We start from the raw sequence: 14851 nt of genomic DNA, 5'->3' as shown, positions 1-14851 counted from the left end.
TTCGGTAATTTGCGAGATACCCTTAGGCATTTGCATATATAAACCTTTCGCCAAAGGAGGCAGGAGAACGGTTAATTTTAAACAAAAAGTTATATACGGAAATTTTCGGCGAAAAGAAAAAATCTGCCGAAATTTTAAGACAAAAACAGTGCTGTACATCCAAGATTTTTTATACATTGGAGCACATAAAAAGGCACCATTGAATAAAAATGAATGAAACTATATTGAAACGAGGGCCCTCAGCGAGAAGTCGGTCATCATCCCGTCAGATCACTCTCGTTCCAATCATCGGGCGTTTCCACTTTGCTCTCCCACCAGTTAAATCTTTCCCCATTTTTCCACTCTATTGTTCGTCACTATGATTTATTATCCAGTTATTGATTGTCAATACGTTGCCCTAACGCTTACGTTAACCTGACGTACTGAAAAAATGACGAGAAAGGAGGAACTCAACTTTTAAGTCAGAGTAAATCGTCTTTTGTCGAAAAAAGCTATCAGAAAGCTTTTTATAGAATGCCTTGCCTTATACATAATGCCCCACAGCCATGCATGGGGTGCTAAAGCCCATACACTTAAGAACGGGGGTGAATTGTGTGGAACAAAGAGATCAATGGGCAACCAAACTCGGTTTGATTTTAGCTATGGCAGGCAACGCCATCGGTCTTGGTAACTTCTGGAGGTTCCCATACCAGCTGGCTAGCAACGGTGGCGGCGCCTTCATGATACCGTACTTTATAGCCCTGCTCTTCCTTGGAATACCAGTGATGTGGATTGAGTGGACAACGGGAAGATACGGTGGCAAGTACGGCCACGGTACAATTGGTCCGATGTTCTACCTCATGGCCAGGGAAAGCCTGAAGCCAAAGACCGCCCTTATCTTTGGTATCATCGGTGGTATGCTGGCTTTCTCGGTCGCTTCGCTGCTGAGCTCATACTACTACCAGGTAATCGGCTGGTCAGCGGCATACACCTACTACAGCCTAACCGGAGCATACTTCGGAAAGGACACGGTGCAGTTCTTCCTGGACTACGTGGCCAACACCAAGGCGGTCATATTCTTCTGGGGACTGACAATGGTCCTCCTCGGAATAGCGGTCGGACAGGGTGTTAGCAAGGGTATCGAGCGCTGGGTCAAGGTCATGATGCCGCTCCTCTACGTGTTTGCCATACTCCTTGTCATCAGGGCACTGACCCTCGGTTCACCGGTCAAGCCAGAGTGGAGCGCTATCAAGGGCCTTGAGTACATCTGGAAGCCAGACTTCCAGACGCTGAGCCAGAACTTCTTCAAGATCAGCCTTGCGGCCGCGGGCCAGATATTCTTCACACTGTCTCTCGGTATGGGTATCATCCACAACTACGCCAGCTACCTTGGCCCGGAGGACGACGTTGCCCTCAGCGGTCTCGCCACCGTTTCGCTCAACGAGTTCGCAGAGGTCATCCTCGGTGGTTCACTCGCTATCCCGATAGCCTTCGCCTACCTCGGTCCGGAGCAGGCCATCAAGGGTGGCGTTGGCCTTGCCTACATGGCACTACCGAACGTCTTCGCCAACATGCCAGCCGGCCAGATATTCGGTGCGATGTGGTTCCTGCTCCTCTGGTTCGCAGGATTCACTTCGGCCATAGCAACCTACAACTACCTCGTGGCCATGCTTGAGGAGGACATACACCTGGAGAGGAAGATAGGCACCTGGGCCGTCTGGGTATTCCTGTTCATCCTCGGACTCCCGGTTGCACTCGACAGCAGCCTTGCTTACCTCAGCGAGCTCGACATGTGGGTCGGCAGCTACTTCCTCGTCCTGCTCGGTCTCTTCGACGTCATCGTTGCAGTCTGGCTCTTCAAGCCCGACAACTTCTGGGAGGAGCTCCACAAGGGGGCCTACATCAACGTGCCCGGCTGGTTCAAGCCCATCATGGTCTTCATAGCGCCACTGTTCATGATAATCCTCCTCGCAGGAAACACCTGGGACTACATCCAGATGGGAGCCTTCAGCGTCTCAGAGTCCTACGTTACCAACGTCCTTGGCTACGACTACACGCCTGAGGTCATCAGCCTCATCACCAGGGCCAGGATAGTGATATTCATAATCCTCATCATCGGTGCCATCGAGGCATACATGGCCATCAAGAAGAAGTACGGCGAAGAGCTCGCGAAGAACGAGGTGCTGATAAAGCTCTGAGGTGATGAAGATGGACACGGGAGCCCTTGCTTTCCTTATATTTGCCTGGGGTTCAATATTCATCATGATGTACTGGAGCATTACGAAGCTCCTGCACCATGAGAAACAGCAAAAGGCTTAAAGCCCCCTTTTCTTTTACCTTTTGGAGGTGTAGTCATGAAAAGCGCAGAGATTCTGCGAGACGTCGCGCAGACGTTAGAGGATGTTGAAAAGAAAATCAACTCACTAAAAAACCTCTCAGATAAAAACAAGCAGAAAGCCCTCAGGCTCATCCACGAAGCCCGTGAGAACTTCCTCCAGCTGTCGGAAAACCTCGCAACCGATAACGAGGAGTTGGCCAACTTCTTCCTTAAGAGGGCCGTCAGGCTGAAGAACAACACAAACGACCGGTACATCGAGAAAATGGGAGAAAAAGAGTACATGAAAGACGTATCCGCGATAAACAAGTATTCCAAAGTCGCTCCCTACGATTTCGCCGGGGAGGTCAAGATTCTCCGCAGGGCGTACAGGGCGTTCCTGTTCGGAATGGTCCCGTTCTATATCGTATCCGGCATATTCGGACCAGTCTACGCGGTTACTGCGCTCATATTGATAATCCCAACGCTCCTGGCCATGCTGAGCCTGAGGAAGAGGGGGAACCTCGGTCTGATGCTGTCCTTCGCAGTCATGCCAATCCCAATGGTCATGGGGGCGTTCTCGATAAGGTACGCAGTATATGCGTTCAACGACCCAGCCGAGCTGGCGAGAATAGCTGAAGCCTTTGGCAGAAGCATCACCTTCGCCCAGGGTGTTGTGGCCGTAATCGGAGCTCTCGGAGCGGCAACACTAATCCTGCTCGGCTACGCCAGCTACATGCTCTACAAGCACAGGCACGCGTTCCTGTGAAAAAGAAAGCCCTCAGTAGAGGGCTTCGTTCCCCCTTTCCCCCGTTCTTATCCGCACAGCATCCTCAACGGGAATTATGAAAATCTTCCCGTCACCCGGCGTCCCGCTTCTCGCGTTTCTGATGATGACGTCCACAACTTTCTCAAGATCCTTGTCCTTCACGACGATCTCAAGCTTCATCTTCGGGAGGAGGTCGTACGGCGGAACACCGCCCTGGACGCCTCTCCCCTGCACGGGGTATGCCGTCAGGGGCACTATACCTATCTGCTTGAGGGCATTCTTCACGCGGTCAAAGTCGTTTCCCCTAATAATCGCCTCAACTTTTTTCATGGCAACCACATAGATAGTCTGTCAAAACTTCAGAAAAGGCTTTCGAAACGAAACAAGAGGAAAATTCAGGAAATCTGAGCCAGGAACTTCCTCAGTCTTTTAGGTGAGATACGCGTTTTCCTGGCCAGCTCTTCAATATCGGCGTTTTTAAGGTCTTCCACCGTGTGAACCCCGGCACGCTGAAGCTTTGCCAGGGTCTTCGGCCCGATGCCCTTTATCATTAGGAGGTCGCTCTTCCCCACCTTATGTTTCTCTCCTTTCTTCGAGATTCCACCCGGCTTCATCCCGGTTCTTCTAACTCTTTTTGATCTGGACGGCTTTTCAGCGTTACTGGGTGACTTTATGGCTGCAACCTTAACGACCTCCGTGGCGTAGGCCCTCTCCGGAACGTTCTTATGCCGTTCAGCGGGCCTTTCGCTCTCCGCTGACGGAACCTCCGGGGGCTCTACGTACTCCGGGAATTCCGGGGGATTTTCGCTCACGTAGCTCGCAACCACCACCGGCCGGAAGGCGTTGTCCCTCTCCTCAAGCTCCTCCAGGAGCCGAGAATCGAACTTCCCGGTTTTAACGTACCGCTCCAGCTCGTTTGCCAGCCTGTGGAAGTCCCTGCTGTGGATTAAAATCCTTCTCTTCCCGTATTCCTTCGCCTGACCCGTCGTTATGAGGAACTGCCAGTCGCTGGCTTCGAGGATCAAGAGCTCCCTCGCGAGCTGCTCAAGGATCCTGTCGGCGGTTCTGTCCCGTCCGTAGTACCTGCTCGCCAGCGCCACCATTCTCTCCTCAGCGCGGTAGAGGTGCCCCCACGTCCACTCCGTCTCCTTGTTCCACCATGTCGAGTGGTCTGAATTAGCTCCCCACGAGCCCTCAGGGAGTTCAATTTCGTACCTCTCACCGCGGTAGTTGTCGAGGAAGGTGGAAAGCGTCGTTGTGACTATTCCCCTCTCAGCCATCAGCTCAAGAACCCTGCCGAGCCATTTAACTCCCTCAAACCACCAGTGGCCAAAGAGCTCGGTGTCGTAGGGAGAGACGACTATCCCCCTCTCACCTGCTCTCTCCTCGAACTCAACCAAAAGCCCCTCCACCAGCGAGACGAAGTGCCTCGCGTGCTCTTCAACGCGCTCCATCGCTTTATCGGGGTCGTAGAACTCCTTCTCGCCGAGCTCAACGTCCTTTCCCGTTATCCTCCAGTACTGCCCCCCGCTCTCCGGGGCCTTCCTGTGGAACTCCCTGTACCAGAAGTCGCCGGGGTAGCCGTAGTGTGCGCTCCATACCTGGTGGCCCGTCTCCCTGTTGCGGGCGAAGACCGCCACGCTGGAACCCTTGACCCAGTAGGGCCTCAGCGTGCTCTTTTCTCCCCCGTAGAGCGGAATCTCACCGTAGCCCCCAGTCACGGGGCCCTCATCAATCAGGCTGCTCTCAACGAAGAAGTACTCGATGCCGAACTCCTCCAGAAACTTCTCTATACCGGGTCTTTCAACCTTCCTTCCACCGGGAAGCTCCCACTCCCCGGCCGGCCGGTAGGCGCACTCCGGGAGCCATATCCCCCTCGGCCTCCTGCCGAAGTGCTTCTCGTAGGTCGCTATCCCGTTGGCGAGCTGGGCCCTTATGGCCTCGTCCCTGCCGAGGAGTGGTAGATAGCCGTGCGTTGCCGCGGAGGTTATTATTTCAATGTATCCCTCATCCTGGAACTCGCGGAACTTGCCGACGATGTCGCCGTTTATGGCCCTCCAGTAGTCATAAACCTTCCTGAAGTGGCCGAGAGAGGCTTTAACCGCCTTTTCATCGTACCTGCCCGATTTCAGGTCTTCTTCTGTGGTCTCAATCTTCCGGAGGAGGTACCTCTCGAACTCGGCCTTGATGTAGTCGTCGGCCAGCTGTTCGGCCAGAACGGGGGTTATGTTGATCACGAGCTGGAACCTGATGCCCGAAGAACGGAGGCGTTCAAACTCCATGAGGAGGGGAATGTAGGTCTCGCTCATCGCCTCGTAGAGCCACTCCTCGCCGAAGGGCCATCTTCCGTGCTTCCGGACGTAGGGGAGGTGGGTGTGGAGGACGAACGTGAAGTAGCCTTTCATTCTGTATCACCGGGAGTGTTATTGTACTTGGAGTATTTAACCTTATCCGGAACAGGGTTGAGCTCGTGCACATCTCAGGACAGCGAAGGAGTTTAAAGGGGAAGAGACAACCCGGAACGGGTGAGAGGATGAAGGAAGAGATGAGCAGCGTTGATATCCGCTACATAGTGAGGGAGCTTCAGTGGCTGGTCGGTTCTCGCGTTGACAAGATCTATCACGACGGCGACGAGATAAGGATAAAGCTCCGCACAAAGGAAGGGCGAGCCGATCTAATCCTCCAGGCAGGCAAGAGGTTCCACCTGACCAGCTACGTCAGGGAGGCCCCAAAACAGCCGTCAAGCTTCACCATGCTCCTGAGAAAGCACCTGAGCGGGGGCTTCATAGACGCAATAGAGCAGCACGGCTTTGATAGAATAGTTAAGATTTGCGTCGGAGACTACACGCTCATCGGCGAGCTCTTCCGGAGGGGCAACGTCATACTCGTTGATGGGGAGAACAGGATTGTTGCGGCATTACGCTACGAGGAATACAAGGACAGGGCGATAAGGCCTAAGGTTGAATACAGGTTTCCGCCGGCGAGGGAGAACCCGCTTGAGGTAACGAAGGAGAGGTTTATCGAGCTGATGCGTGAAAACGAGGAGCTTGAGCTCGTGCGTGCCTTGGCTAGAAAGCTCAACATGGGCGGCATGTACGCGGAGGAGATCTCCACCAGGGCAGGCTTCGACAAGACGACACCAGTTAAGGAGCTGAGCGATGACGACCTGCTTAGGGTCTACGAGGCCATGATGAACACGTTCAACGACGAGCCAAAGCCCAACATCGTCTTCAAGGACGGAAAAATGCATGACGTCGTTCCTATCGACCTGAAAATCTACGACGGACTTGAGAAGCGCTATTTTACCACCTTCAGCGAGGCTTTGGATGAATACTTCGGAAAGATCACCATTGAAAAAGCCCGGATGGAGCAGACGAAGAGGCTTGAGGCCAAGAAGAGGCAGCTCCTCATGACGCTTAAAAAGCAGGAGGAGATGCTGAAGGGCTTCGAGGAGGGGGCGAAGGCAAACCAGGAGATAGGCGACCTGATCTACGCGAACTACGCCCTCATAGAGAGGCTTTTGGAGGAGTTCAGAAAAGCCACAGAGAGGCTCGGCTGGGACGAGTTCAGGAGGAGGATAGAGGAGGGCAAGAGGGCGGGCAACAAAATCGCTCTCATGGTAAAGGGCACCGACCCGAAGGAGAAATCTGTAACGATAGAGCTCGATGGAAAGAAGGTCAGGCTGTATCTCAACAGGAGCATCGGCGAGAACGCGGAGCTCTACTACGAGAAGGCCAAGAAGTTCCGCCACAAGTACGAGGGTGCTCTTAAGGCCTACGAGGACACGAAGAAGAAGCTCGACGAGGTGGAGAGGCTCATCGAGGAGGAAATGAAGAAGGAGCTGAACGTCAAGCGCATAGAGAGGAGAAAGAAGAAGTGGTTCGAAAAGTTCCGCTGGTTCGTTTCGAGCGAGGGCTTTCTCGTATTGGCCGGAAAAGATGCAAGCACCAACGAGATCCTTATCAAGAAGCACATGGGCGAGAACGACCTCTACTGCCACGCCGACGTTTACGGCGCCCCGCACGTCGTCATCAAGGACGGGCAGAAGGCCGAAGAAAGAACCATATTTGAGGCCTGTCAGTTCGCGGTTTCGATGAGCAAGGCGTGGAGCAGGGGGGTTTACAGCGAAGATGCTTACTGGGCGTATCCGAACCAGGTCACCAAGCAGACGCCGAGCGGTGAATATCTGGGCAAGGGTGCTTTCATGGTCTATGGAAAAAGGAACTGGCTTCACGGGCTTCCCCTCAAGCTCGCCGTCGGTGTAATCAACTATGAGGGCGAAGACTTCGTTGTCTGCGCGCCGGTTGAGGCCATAAAAGCCCACACGGACAGGTATATCATAATCCGCCCGGGTTCGCTGAGGAAGAGCGAACTTGTAAAGAAAATCAGGCACATCCTTGAAAAGTGGGGGTACAAGGTGAGGGAAGAGGACGTAATGTCCGTCCTGCCGCCGGGGAACGGCGATGTGGTCGAGGTTGTGGGCTAAAGCTTTTCGCCGCCGGCTACCACAAAACCCACAACAAAGCTCAGCAGGGCTATGATGTATCCCTCTGCCAAGACCTCAAAATAGCCCGAACCGTAGACGTACCATGATGTGAGGGTAAACACCAGCATCCCCACCGTACCCACTCCCGGGCCGACCCTTCCCCCCAGAACGCCGAAGAGCACGCCGATGAGTATCATAAATATTCCCGCAAAGAACGCTATGAAGGTAAACATGCCCGCGGTGCTGTTTGGATTGAGCCACCAGAAGGCCCCGTTAAAGCCCCCGGGCATCGTCAGAACTTCACGGAGGATACCAAGGAAGGTTATCTCACCACCATCGAAGCGGAACCATGGAAGTGCGAAGGAGAGAACCACCAGAAGGGAGGACAGGAAGGAGAAGAGCCTCATATTCACCACCTCCCTAAATTTTATTAGACCAGCTCCCTCCCGGTGGTCGTCATCACGAGCTTTCCGTGCTTTACCCCCTTGAGGCTTATCAGCCTCTCGGCTATCTCCTTTATCCGAGTGGCCTTGCCCCTGACCACGACCACCTCAAGGCAGTTGTGTTCGTCCATATGGACATGGAGGCTTGAAATTATCTCGTCAACGTAGTCGTGCTGTAAATCCAGAAGTTCCTTCACGACATCGGCCTCGTCGTGGTTGTAAACTATGGTTATTGTACCGGCAACGTCCCTGTCGCCCTCCTCCCATTCGTGTCGGACTATAAAGTCCCTCATCATGTCCCTTATGGCCTCACTCCTGTTAACGTATCCTTTCTCAGTGATTATACGGTCGAACTTTTCAAGCAGTTCACTCGGAACCGAGACCCCAAAGCGTGTAATCTTCATGACACCACCGTAATTTCTTTGAACGTCATCGTTAAAAACGTGACGCGAAATTCTTTTATTTCTTGGAGAGAAGTTAGCCCTATGCCAATGGAAGAACTCTACGCAATAACCACCAGAGAGCTGGCAAAAGACCTCGTGTTTGAGATAGACGATGAACCGGTAACCCTTTCAATAAGGGGCGTCCTTCTTGCCAGAACCGACTCCAAGGGCTATAACTTCTCGTTCTTTGAGCTTAGTGAGGAGGAATTCGTACTTGTGGTTCAGATGAAGGGCTTCGTCGTCTATCTCGGTATTGAATCGGATGAAGAGCTGGAAGAGGAGGTATATCCCGAGCTCGTCAGGGCGCTTCTCGAACATCTGGCCCCCCAGATAGCCCTCCTGATAACTAAGGCGGAGAAAGATTACCCAGGTAGGGCGGATCTGCTCCTCGACGACGACATGAGCTCCGACTTAAAGGAGTTCTTCTACGGCCTGCTCGTCAAGCATAGGCAGGGAAAGCCTGTCTACGAACAGACCGAAGTGGCCTAGCTCAGGAGTTCCACAAGGACGAGAGCGGCAAGCATGAGGGCAAGCACGAGCACCGTTCTCTTTGTGTAGAGCTTCGCCGCCCTCTTTTCATAGTAGCTCCTTGGGGAGACGTTGAGTATGTAGAGTCCGAGGAGAGAACCGCTGAGAAGACCGAGGACGTTCTCAACGGTGAGGGCAAGCGAGCCGGCAAAAACGTCCCACCACCCCATGGCCAGGGAAATCCCTATCACCGTCGTTGGTGGAACCAGTGCGGCCGCAATTGAGACTCCAGCGAGGATCTCCGGAATTCTGCTAACTATGGCAACTATTCCGGCGTAGCCGAGGATTATCGCCAGGAGAATGTAGACGAGGCCAGAATCGCCGCGGACGAGTATCTCGTGGGTTGGTTGAGCGGGCATCGAGCCGGCAAATCTGAGGGCCAGGGAGGCGAGGAGAGCCGATAAGAATATGACGGCGAGAAGCTTCAGGATTGAGTAAACTGCATCGAGGGCATCCCTGCCCCTGCCCATGACGATGTTGAGGGAGAAGCCATAGAGCGGGCCGAGAATCGGCGAGAGGAGCATGGCCGAAATTATCATGACTATGCTGTCGTTGATAAGGCCGAAGAGCGCTATGATCGAGGCAACGGCACCGAGGGTGAGCTGGATCGGGTCAACCTGGGCCCCGCTGTTGGCGTTCTCGATGAGCCCCTCTATGGCGGCGAGACTCCAGCGGCGCTTGAATTTTCTGAGCGACTTGACCGAGTTGGAGTATTTCACCGACTTCCCGCTGACAGGCGTCCAAGTTATCGAGGAGTGCCCCTTCCGCAGGTCAACGGCCTTCATCAGCTCGTCAACGACGTCGTTGATCACAAAATCAGGCACGAGAACCGTGAATTTAAGCGCCTGATGCTCGTTGCTCTGCACTTCCTCGGCGTAGAACTGGAGGCCCCACTTAACCAGAACCTCCCTAACCTTCTCACTCTCGTCCTCGCCGCAGTAGATTTCCAGCCGGAGCATGGGACATCAAAGACCCTACGGCACCCACTCTAATAACCCTTCCGGAAACGCTTCAATATAATTTGAAACAATTGCAAACCTTATAACCCTCCACGACGTAGAGGTTATGGAGGAACATGGCGGGCAAACTGGCTGTCTCCATCGCCATCTCGGCGTTGCTCTCTTTCCTCGCGTGGATACTTCTCCAGCTCAACCACTTCCTCGGAGTCCTCCTCTTTATCTCCGCGGTCATCATACCTCCGGCGGTTTTCAGGGACTACTACAGCAAAAGGCCCCTCCAGCTGGCACCGTTTCTGGCGGCATCGCTCATCCTGATGTTCCTCTTCCAACCCCCTCCGGTCTCCGGCCCCAACATCTATTTCGGCCTCCACTTCGCCACGGGCTGTTGGGAAAAGGAAGGGGATATATGGCCTCTAAGCGAGGGAGAGCTCTCCTATTCCTGCAACGAGATAGCTGCATACTCGACGGTTCGCGTCAGCGGTGTCGCATGGAAATCAGTCAGTGTTGAACTGCCCCTCCTCGGCGGCTTTGTAACCCTATATGAACCACGGGAGAAGGCGGATAAAGCCTACCGCGAGGCCACAGAACGCCTCGAATTGGAGGGCTACATCAAGCTCGCGGAGAACTACGGAACGTACTCCCACACCATAAAAGATGCCCTGTTCGTCAAAGGAAACGAGTGTGTCTACCTGATGGAAACCAGGGTTCTCGGTGGGGGTCTCGCAGTTATTTCAGCACGTGGTCCGTGCAGGAGCGTCAAGGGGTTCGCACTTCGCTGGCACGACGACTATCTCTGGAACGTTAGCGAATCGCCCATCTTTGAGAGGTACCGCTTCAACTGGAGCTCAAAGGAAGGCGTTAAAATCGGGAGGTTCATCCCAGTGGAATGGCCGAAGGAATGGGTGAAGAACACCTACAAAGCCATAGAAATCGAGCTCAAAGGAACTGGATACGTCAAGCAGATGGAGGGAAAAATCGGGGACTGCAGGTGGTCCCTCTGGACGAGGGGGGAGAAATCACACTATCTAGCTATTAAAGGCAAAGAAATCCTCGTGCTGAGCGGGAAAACGGAAGACGTTGAAAGAACCGCGGAGAAGGTTTCGCCCTGCGGGATGAAGAACAGCCGAAAAGATGAAGGGAAGACGCCGGAAGAGCTGCTCAACCTCGTGGTGTCTGCGCTCAACGGGAGCTTTGCCCTGAAACCAGCCCAGGAACAAAACCCCTGGGCCCTTGCGGGGGAGAAGTTAGTGGGCGAAAACCTGAGCGTGACACTTCTCGTTTACGGAACTCAATGGCAGTGCAACTACGCCCGCTACCTGCTCGACACCGGAGAGAATACGACGTCAATCTGCATCGGGCGGGGAGGATACTTTGTCACCGTGGCGATTGAGGGAGATGCTAAAAGCGTGAGCGTTGTTTTATCGTCAATAAAACAACCAAAAAGAACTTAAGGGGGTTTGACCCCCACAGGTCGATGCGCCATGATTACCAGGAGTGATTGTTTTTGGCGTCTCTGAGGCCTCTCTGAATCTTCTGGTTAGTCCAACGACTCAAGGGCGGGATTGCTTTTGGCCTGACTGATAGGGGGGCTCGTTTTTGGAGGTTTTAGAGGAACAGCCAGAGTTTTCTGCTTTAAGTTAGCCCTCACGCTCGTTATTCCCTCCTCTTTGGGACGTTTCTTGAAAGGACTAAAGGAGGTGTTAGAATGAAAGCCGTTCTGCCGGATTCGAGAATACCAAAGAGGTGGTACAACATACTGTCCGACCTGCCGGAGGAGCTGGCGCCTCCCCTCGATCCAGAGACAGAGGAGCCGATGGAGCCGGAGAAACTGTTGAGGATTTTCGCAGAAGAACTCGTAAAGCAGGAGATGAGCACCGAAAGGTACGTTGAGATTCCCAGGAAAGTCCGCGAGCTGTACGCCAAGATTGGCCGCCCTACGCCGCTCTTCCGTGCCACAAACCTCGAAAAAGCCCTTGGAACGCCGGCGAGGATTTACTTCAAGTACGAGGGTGCAACAGTAACTGGTAGCCACAAGATAAACACCGCCCTGGCCCAGGCGTACTACGCGAAGGAACAGGGAATAGAGAAGCTTATAACTGAAACTGGAGCCGGACAGTGGGGGACAGCTTTGAGCCTGGCCGGGGCGCTTATGGGGCTGAAGATAAGGGTTTACATGGCGAGGGCGAGCTACCAGCAAAAGCCCTACAGGAAGACGATAATGCACCTCTACGGGGCCGAGATTTATCCAAGCCCGAGCAACAGAACCGAAATAGGCAGGAAGTTCCTGGCGGAAGACCCCAACCACCCCGGCGGACTGGGGATAGCGATAAGCGAGGCCATCGAGGACGTTCTCCGCGATGAGAAGGCACGCTACGCCCTTGGAAGTGTCTTAAACCACGTTCTCATGCATCAGACGGTCATCGGTTTGGAAGCCAGGGAGCAGATGAAGGAGTTCGAGGAGCCGGACGTTATAATCGGCTGCGTCGGCGGCGGGAGCAACTTCGCGGGTTTGGCTTACCCCTTCGTGAAGGACGTCCTCGACGGAAAAGCGGACTACGAGTTCATAGCCGTTGAACCGAAGGCCGCACCGAGCATGACGAGAGGGGTCTATAAATACGACTTCGGCGATTCAGGGGGATACACGCCGAAGATGAAGATGCACACCCTCGGCCACACCTACTACGTCCCGCCAATCCACGCGGGCGGGTTGAGATACCACGGCCTGGCTCCAACGCTGAGCATACTTATAAACCACGGCATCGTCAAACCGGTAGCCTACCACCAGAACGAGGTCTTTCAGGCGGCCCACCTGTTTGCTAGGACGGAGGGAATAATCCCTGCACCGGAGAGCGCACATGCAGTTAAAGCCACCATAGATAGGGCACTTAAAGCCAAGGAAAAAGGCAGGGATGAGGTCATACTATTCAACCTTAGCGGCCACGGCCTGCTCGACCTCAGGGGCTACGCGGATTATCTCGACGAAAAGCTTGAGGACTACGAGCCCGAACTGTTCCCGGCTCTGGAAGGATGAGCCCTCTCCACTTTAACTTTCACTTTAACTTTGACAGAATCCTTTTCGGGTAGAAGTTCAGGCTCGCCCTCGCCTGAGGGATCTCCATTCCCAGGTTTATCCCGAGGCTCATCAAATCCCTCGGAGAGCGAACCTCCCACCGCGTTTCGGCCGAACTTGTGATAAACCTCGGAACCGAGTACTTGTCAACAAGTTGCCAAGTCTTGGCCATGAAGCGCAGGATTTGAACCCTCTCATAGGAGTTCGCCCTGAGGAGCGGTGCCAGAGAGAACCCTATCGCAACGTTCTTTCTGGCCGCTATCCTCGCCAAGATGTGGTCAAAGCCCGGATCCTTCCTCCCCAGCCAGGGGCTTATAAGGGCATCGACACCCGCCTCAAGGGCGAAGCGGTTCACCCTCATGTCTCCTCCCTGGACGTAGATTAACGCCTTCGGATTGCGGTTCTTGACTTCCCGGATGAGGCTCGGCTTTTTGGTGACTATCAGGAGGGCAACCTTACCGCAGGTCTCCCGGAGGAATTTAATCTCCTCCTTCAGCCCGCTCCAGTCGGGAGAACTTTCGAGGACGAGCTTTTTTGTGAACACGACCTCGTCGAACCACTCTTTGGCCAAATCGTAGGCGTCCCCGCTCCTAACATCCATCTCGATGAAGTAGTCGCGGGAAAAAGAGACCTCCTCGCTCATTCCTCAAGCCACTCCCTGACGGCTTTGACGACCGCTTCCTTTCTCATCGGGAAGGCCTTGACCTTTATCTTGACCTGAATAGTGTCGCCGCCCTCATCTATCTCCGGCTCGCCGAGGTAAGCCTTCTGCTTGTTGAAGCGGACGTATAGGGTTCCCTCCTCATCGACCTTCTCGTCGAGGTTGTCGATGATGTAGCGTTTGTCCTCCTCGCTCAGCAGTTCCTTGAAGTGGTCGAGGAACTTTCTAACCGCCCTGCTCCGCTTGATTTCGACGTTGACGACCTTGATGGGGTTGCCGAAGAACCCCGTGGTCTCGTCTATGTCAAAGATTATGTCCTCGTCGTCTATCTCCTCGGGGATGAATGTGGCTATCGCCTCGAGAACCTTGTCCTCGTCTTCCGTTGCCTGGATGAAAGTGGTAATCCTGATGTGATGCGCCCGTATCTTCCCCATTGCTCTCACCGGAGAGAATTGGAGCCGGTGCTTTAAAAGGTAACCGCAACTACCGTTTGGGAAAAACTTAAATAAAATCCCATTAAACTAACTATGGTGGGAATATGCTGGCAAAAGTGGACCCAAAGGGAAGACTGTACCTTCCCAAGGAGCTGAGGAAGAATCTCCCAAAAGAGGTTTACCTCGTCAGGGTGGATGATGGCATACTCATAGTTCCCAAGCCAGAAGACCCCTTAAAGGAGCTTGAAGAGCTTGGAAAAAACCTTCCGGACATCCCGATTGAGGAAATCAAGGTGGAAATCCTAAAAGAGGCCGAAAAGCTCGCAGGTGAGTGAAATGGTCTACGCTGACACCGACTTTTTTCTAGCCCTTTTAAAGCCCTCCGACTGGCTTAAGGAAAACGCCAGAAAAATCTACGAAAGATACATGGACGAGATAACAACTTCAGAAGCAACGTTTCTTGAGCTACTGATACTCTCAAAGAAGTTCAACCTTGACCCTGTTAGACTTTTGGCAGCGGTCATGGCGGTAATAGGGGAAGAAAAAGAGGACTACCTCCGGGCGGCATACTACATGAAGGAGCACAGACTCAATCCCTTCGATGCCGTTCACGCGGCAAAATGTGGGGGGACAATAATAAGCTCAGACAAAGCCTTTGAGGAGGTAGGAATCAAAAGGATAAAGCTCGAAAGTCCGGAATAATGGCAAATCCCGATAAGGACTCCTAGGAGGACATTCACATAACCTTTGCACTTGAATAAATGC

General features: G+C 53.6%; 15 protein-coding genes. 8 read left to right on the top strand and 7 right to left on the bottom strand.

Annotated features, from left to right (window positions below):
* Positions 1-593 precede the first annotated feature (593 nt).
* The gene (locus A3L14_RS03035) at positions 594-2177 is read left to right on the top strand and encodes a sodium-dependent transporter (RefSeq protein WP_055430074.1); all 1584 of its coding nucleotides are present in this window, start codon (positions 594-596) and stop codon (positions 2175-2177) included.
* Positions 2178-2333: 156 nt separating this feature from the next.
* Positions 2334-3062, top strand: coding sequence for a hypothetical protein (locus tag A3L14_RS03030; RefSeq protein WP_055430075.1), 729 nt, complete (start codon positions 2334-2336; stop codon positions 3060-3062).
* Positions 3063-3074: 12 nt separating this feature from the next.
* Here A3L14_RS03030 and A3L14_RS03025 read toward each other — a convergent pair whose 3' ends face one another.
* Together A3L14_RS03025 and A3L14_RS03020 are read right to left on the bottom strand one after the other, a co-directional pair.
* Entirely contained in the window at positions 3075-3392 is a 318-nt protein-coding gene (locus A3L14_RS03025; RefSeq protein ID WP_055430076.1) for a P-II family nitrogen regulator, read from the bottom strand.
* 65 nt (positions 3393-3457) lie between these two features.
* The gene (locus tag A3L14_RS03020) at positions 3458-5467 is read right to left on the bottom strand and encodes a 1,4-alpha-glucan branching protein (protein WP_055430077.1); all 2010 of its coding nucleotides are present in this window, start codon (positions 5465-5467) and stop codon (positions 3458-3460) included.
* 128 nt (positions 5468-5595) lie between these two features.
* Between A3L14_RS03020 and rqcH the strand changes: the two genes are divergently transcribed.
* Positions 5596-7548, top strand: a complete 1953-nt coding sequence (gene rqcH, locus A3L14_RS03015) for a ribosome rescue protein RqcH (RefSeq protein ID WP_055430078.1) — start codon at positions 5596-5598, stop codon at positions 7546-7548.
* Here rqcH and A3L14_RS03010 read toward each other — a convergent pair.
* A complete protein-coding gene (locus A3L14_RS03010) occupies positions 7545-7955 on the bottom strand; it encodes a hypothetical protein (RefSeq protein ID WP_055430079.1) in 411 nt (136 codons plus the stop codon). The two genes, rqcH and A3L14_RS03010, sit on opposite strands and share 4 nt — an antisense overlap.
* 23 nt (positions 7956-7978) lie before the next feature.
* Entirely contained in the window at positions 7979-8395 is a 417-nt protein-coding gene (gene nikR, locus A3L14_RS03005; RefSeq protein ID WP_055430080.1) for a nickel-responsive transcriptional regulator NikR, read from the bottom strand.
* Between the two features lie 81 nt (positions 8396-8476).
* Between nikR and A3L14_RS03000 the strand changes: the two genes are divergently transcribed.
* Positions 8477-8923, top strand: coding sequence for a hypothetical protein (locus A3L14_RS03000; RefSeq protein ID WP_055430081.1), 447 nt, complete (start codon positions 8477-8479; stop codon positions 8921-8923).
* Here A3L14_RS03000 and A3L14_RS02995 read toward each other — a convergent pair.
* Complete coding sequence (locus A3L14_RS02995; RefSeq protein WP_055430082.1) at positions 8920-9921, bottom strand: TIGR00341 family protein; 1002 nt, start codon at positions 9919-9921, stop codon at positions 8920-8922. The two genes, A3L14_RS03000 and A3L14_RS02995, sit on opposite strands and share 4 nt — an antisense overlap.
* A gap of 116 nt (positions 9922-10037) precedes the next feature.
* On the opposite strand from A3L14_RS02995, the gene A3L14_RS02990 reads away from it, so the two are divergent.
* Positions 10038-11372, top strand: a complete 1335-nt coding sequence (locus tag A3L14_RS02990; RefSeq protein ID WP_055430083.1) for a hypothetical protein — start codon at positions 10038-10040, stop codon at positions 11370-11372.
* Between the two features lie 254 nt (positions 11373-11626).
* Positions 11627-12952, top strand: a complete 1326-nt coding sequence (locus tag A3L14_RS02985) for a TrpB-like pyridoxal phosphate-dependent enzyme (RefSeq protein WP_055430084.1) — start codon at positions 11627-11629, stop codon at positions 12950-12952.
* Between the two features lie 19 nt (positions 12953-12971).
* Here the strand turns inward: A3L14_RS02985 and A3L14_RS02980 are convergent, their stop codons facing one another.
* Both A3L14_RS02980 and A3L14_RS02975 read right to left on the bottom strand, forming a co-directional pair.
* Positions 12972-13634, bottom strand: a complete 663-nt coding sequence (locus tag A3L14_RS02980; RefSeq protein ID WP_055430085.1) for a Ribonuclease P protein component 3 — start codon at positions 13632-13634, stop codon at positions 12972-12974.
* A complete protein-coding gene (locus A3L14_RS02975; RefSeq protein ID WP_055430086.1) occupies positions 13631-14086 on the bottom strand; it encodes an RNA-binding protein in 456 nt (151 codons plus the stop codon). Before A3L14_RS02975 ends, A3L14_RS02980 begins: the two co-directional genes overlap by 4 nt.
* 104 nt (positions 14087-14190) lie before the next feature.
* On the opposite strand from A3L14_RS02975, the gene A3L14_RS02970 reads away from it, so the two are divergent.
* Both A3L14_RS02970 and A3L14_RS02965 read left to right on the top strand, forming a co-directional pair.
* Positions 14191-14421 (top strand): AbrB/MazE/SpoVT family DNA-binding domain-containing protein, encoded by a 231-nt coding sequence (locus A3L14_RS02970; RefSeq protein WP_055430087.1) that lies wholly within the window; start codon positions 14191-14193, stop codon positions 14419-14421.
* Position 14422: 1 nt separating this feature from the next.
* Positions 14423-14788, top strand: coding sequence for a type II toxin-antitoxin system VapC family toxin (locus A3L14_RS02965; protein ID WP_088886106.1), 366 nt, complete (start codon positions 14423-14425; stop codon positions 14786-14788).
* The last annotated feature ends 63 nt before the right edge of the window (positions 14789-14851 follow it).

It is taken from the genome of Thermococcus thioreducens (genome assembly GCF_002214545.1).
Taxonomy (GTDB): domain Archaea; phylum Methanobacteriota_B; class Thermococci; order Thermococcales; family Thermococcaceae; genus Thermococcus; species Thermococcus thioreducens.
Note: the sequence above shows the minus strand (reverse complement) of the source record. Positions and strands in the feature narration are given on the sequence as shown.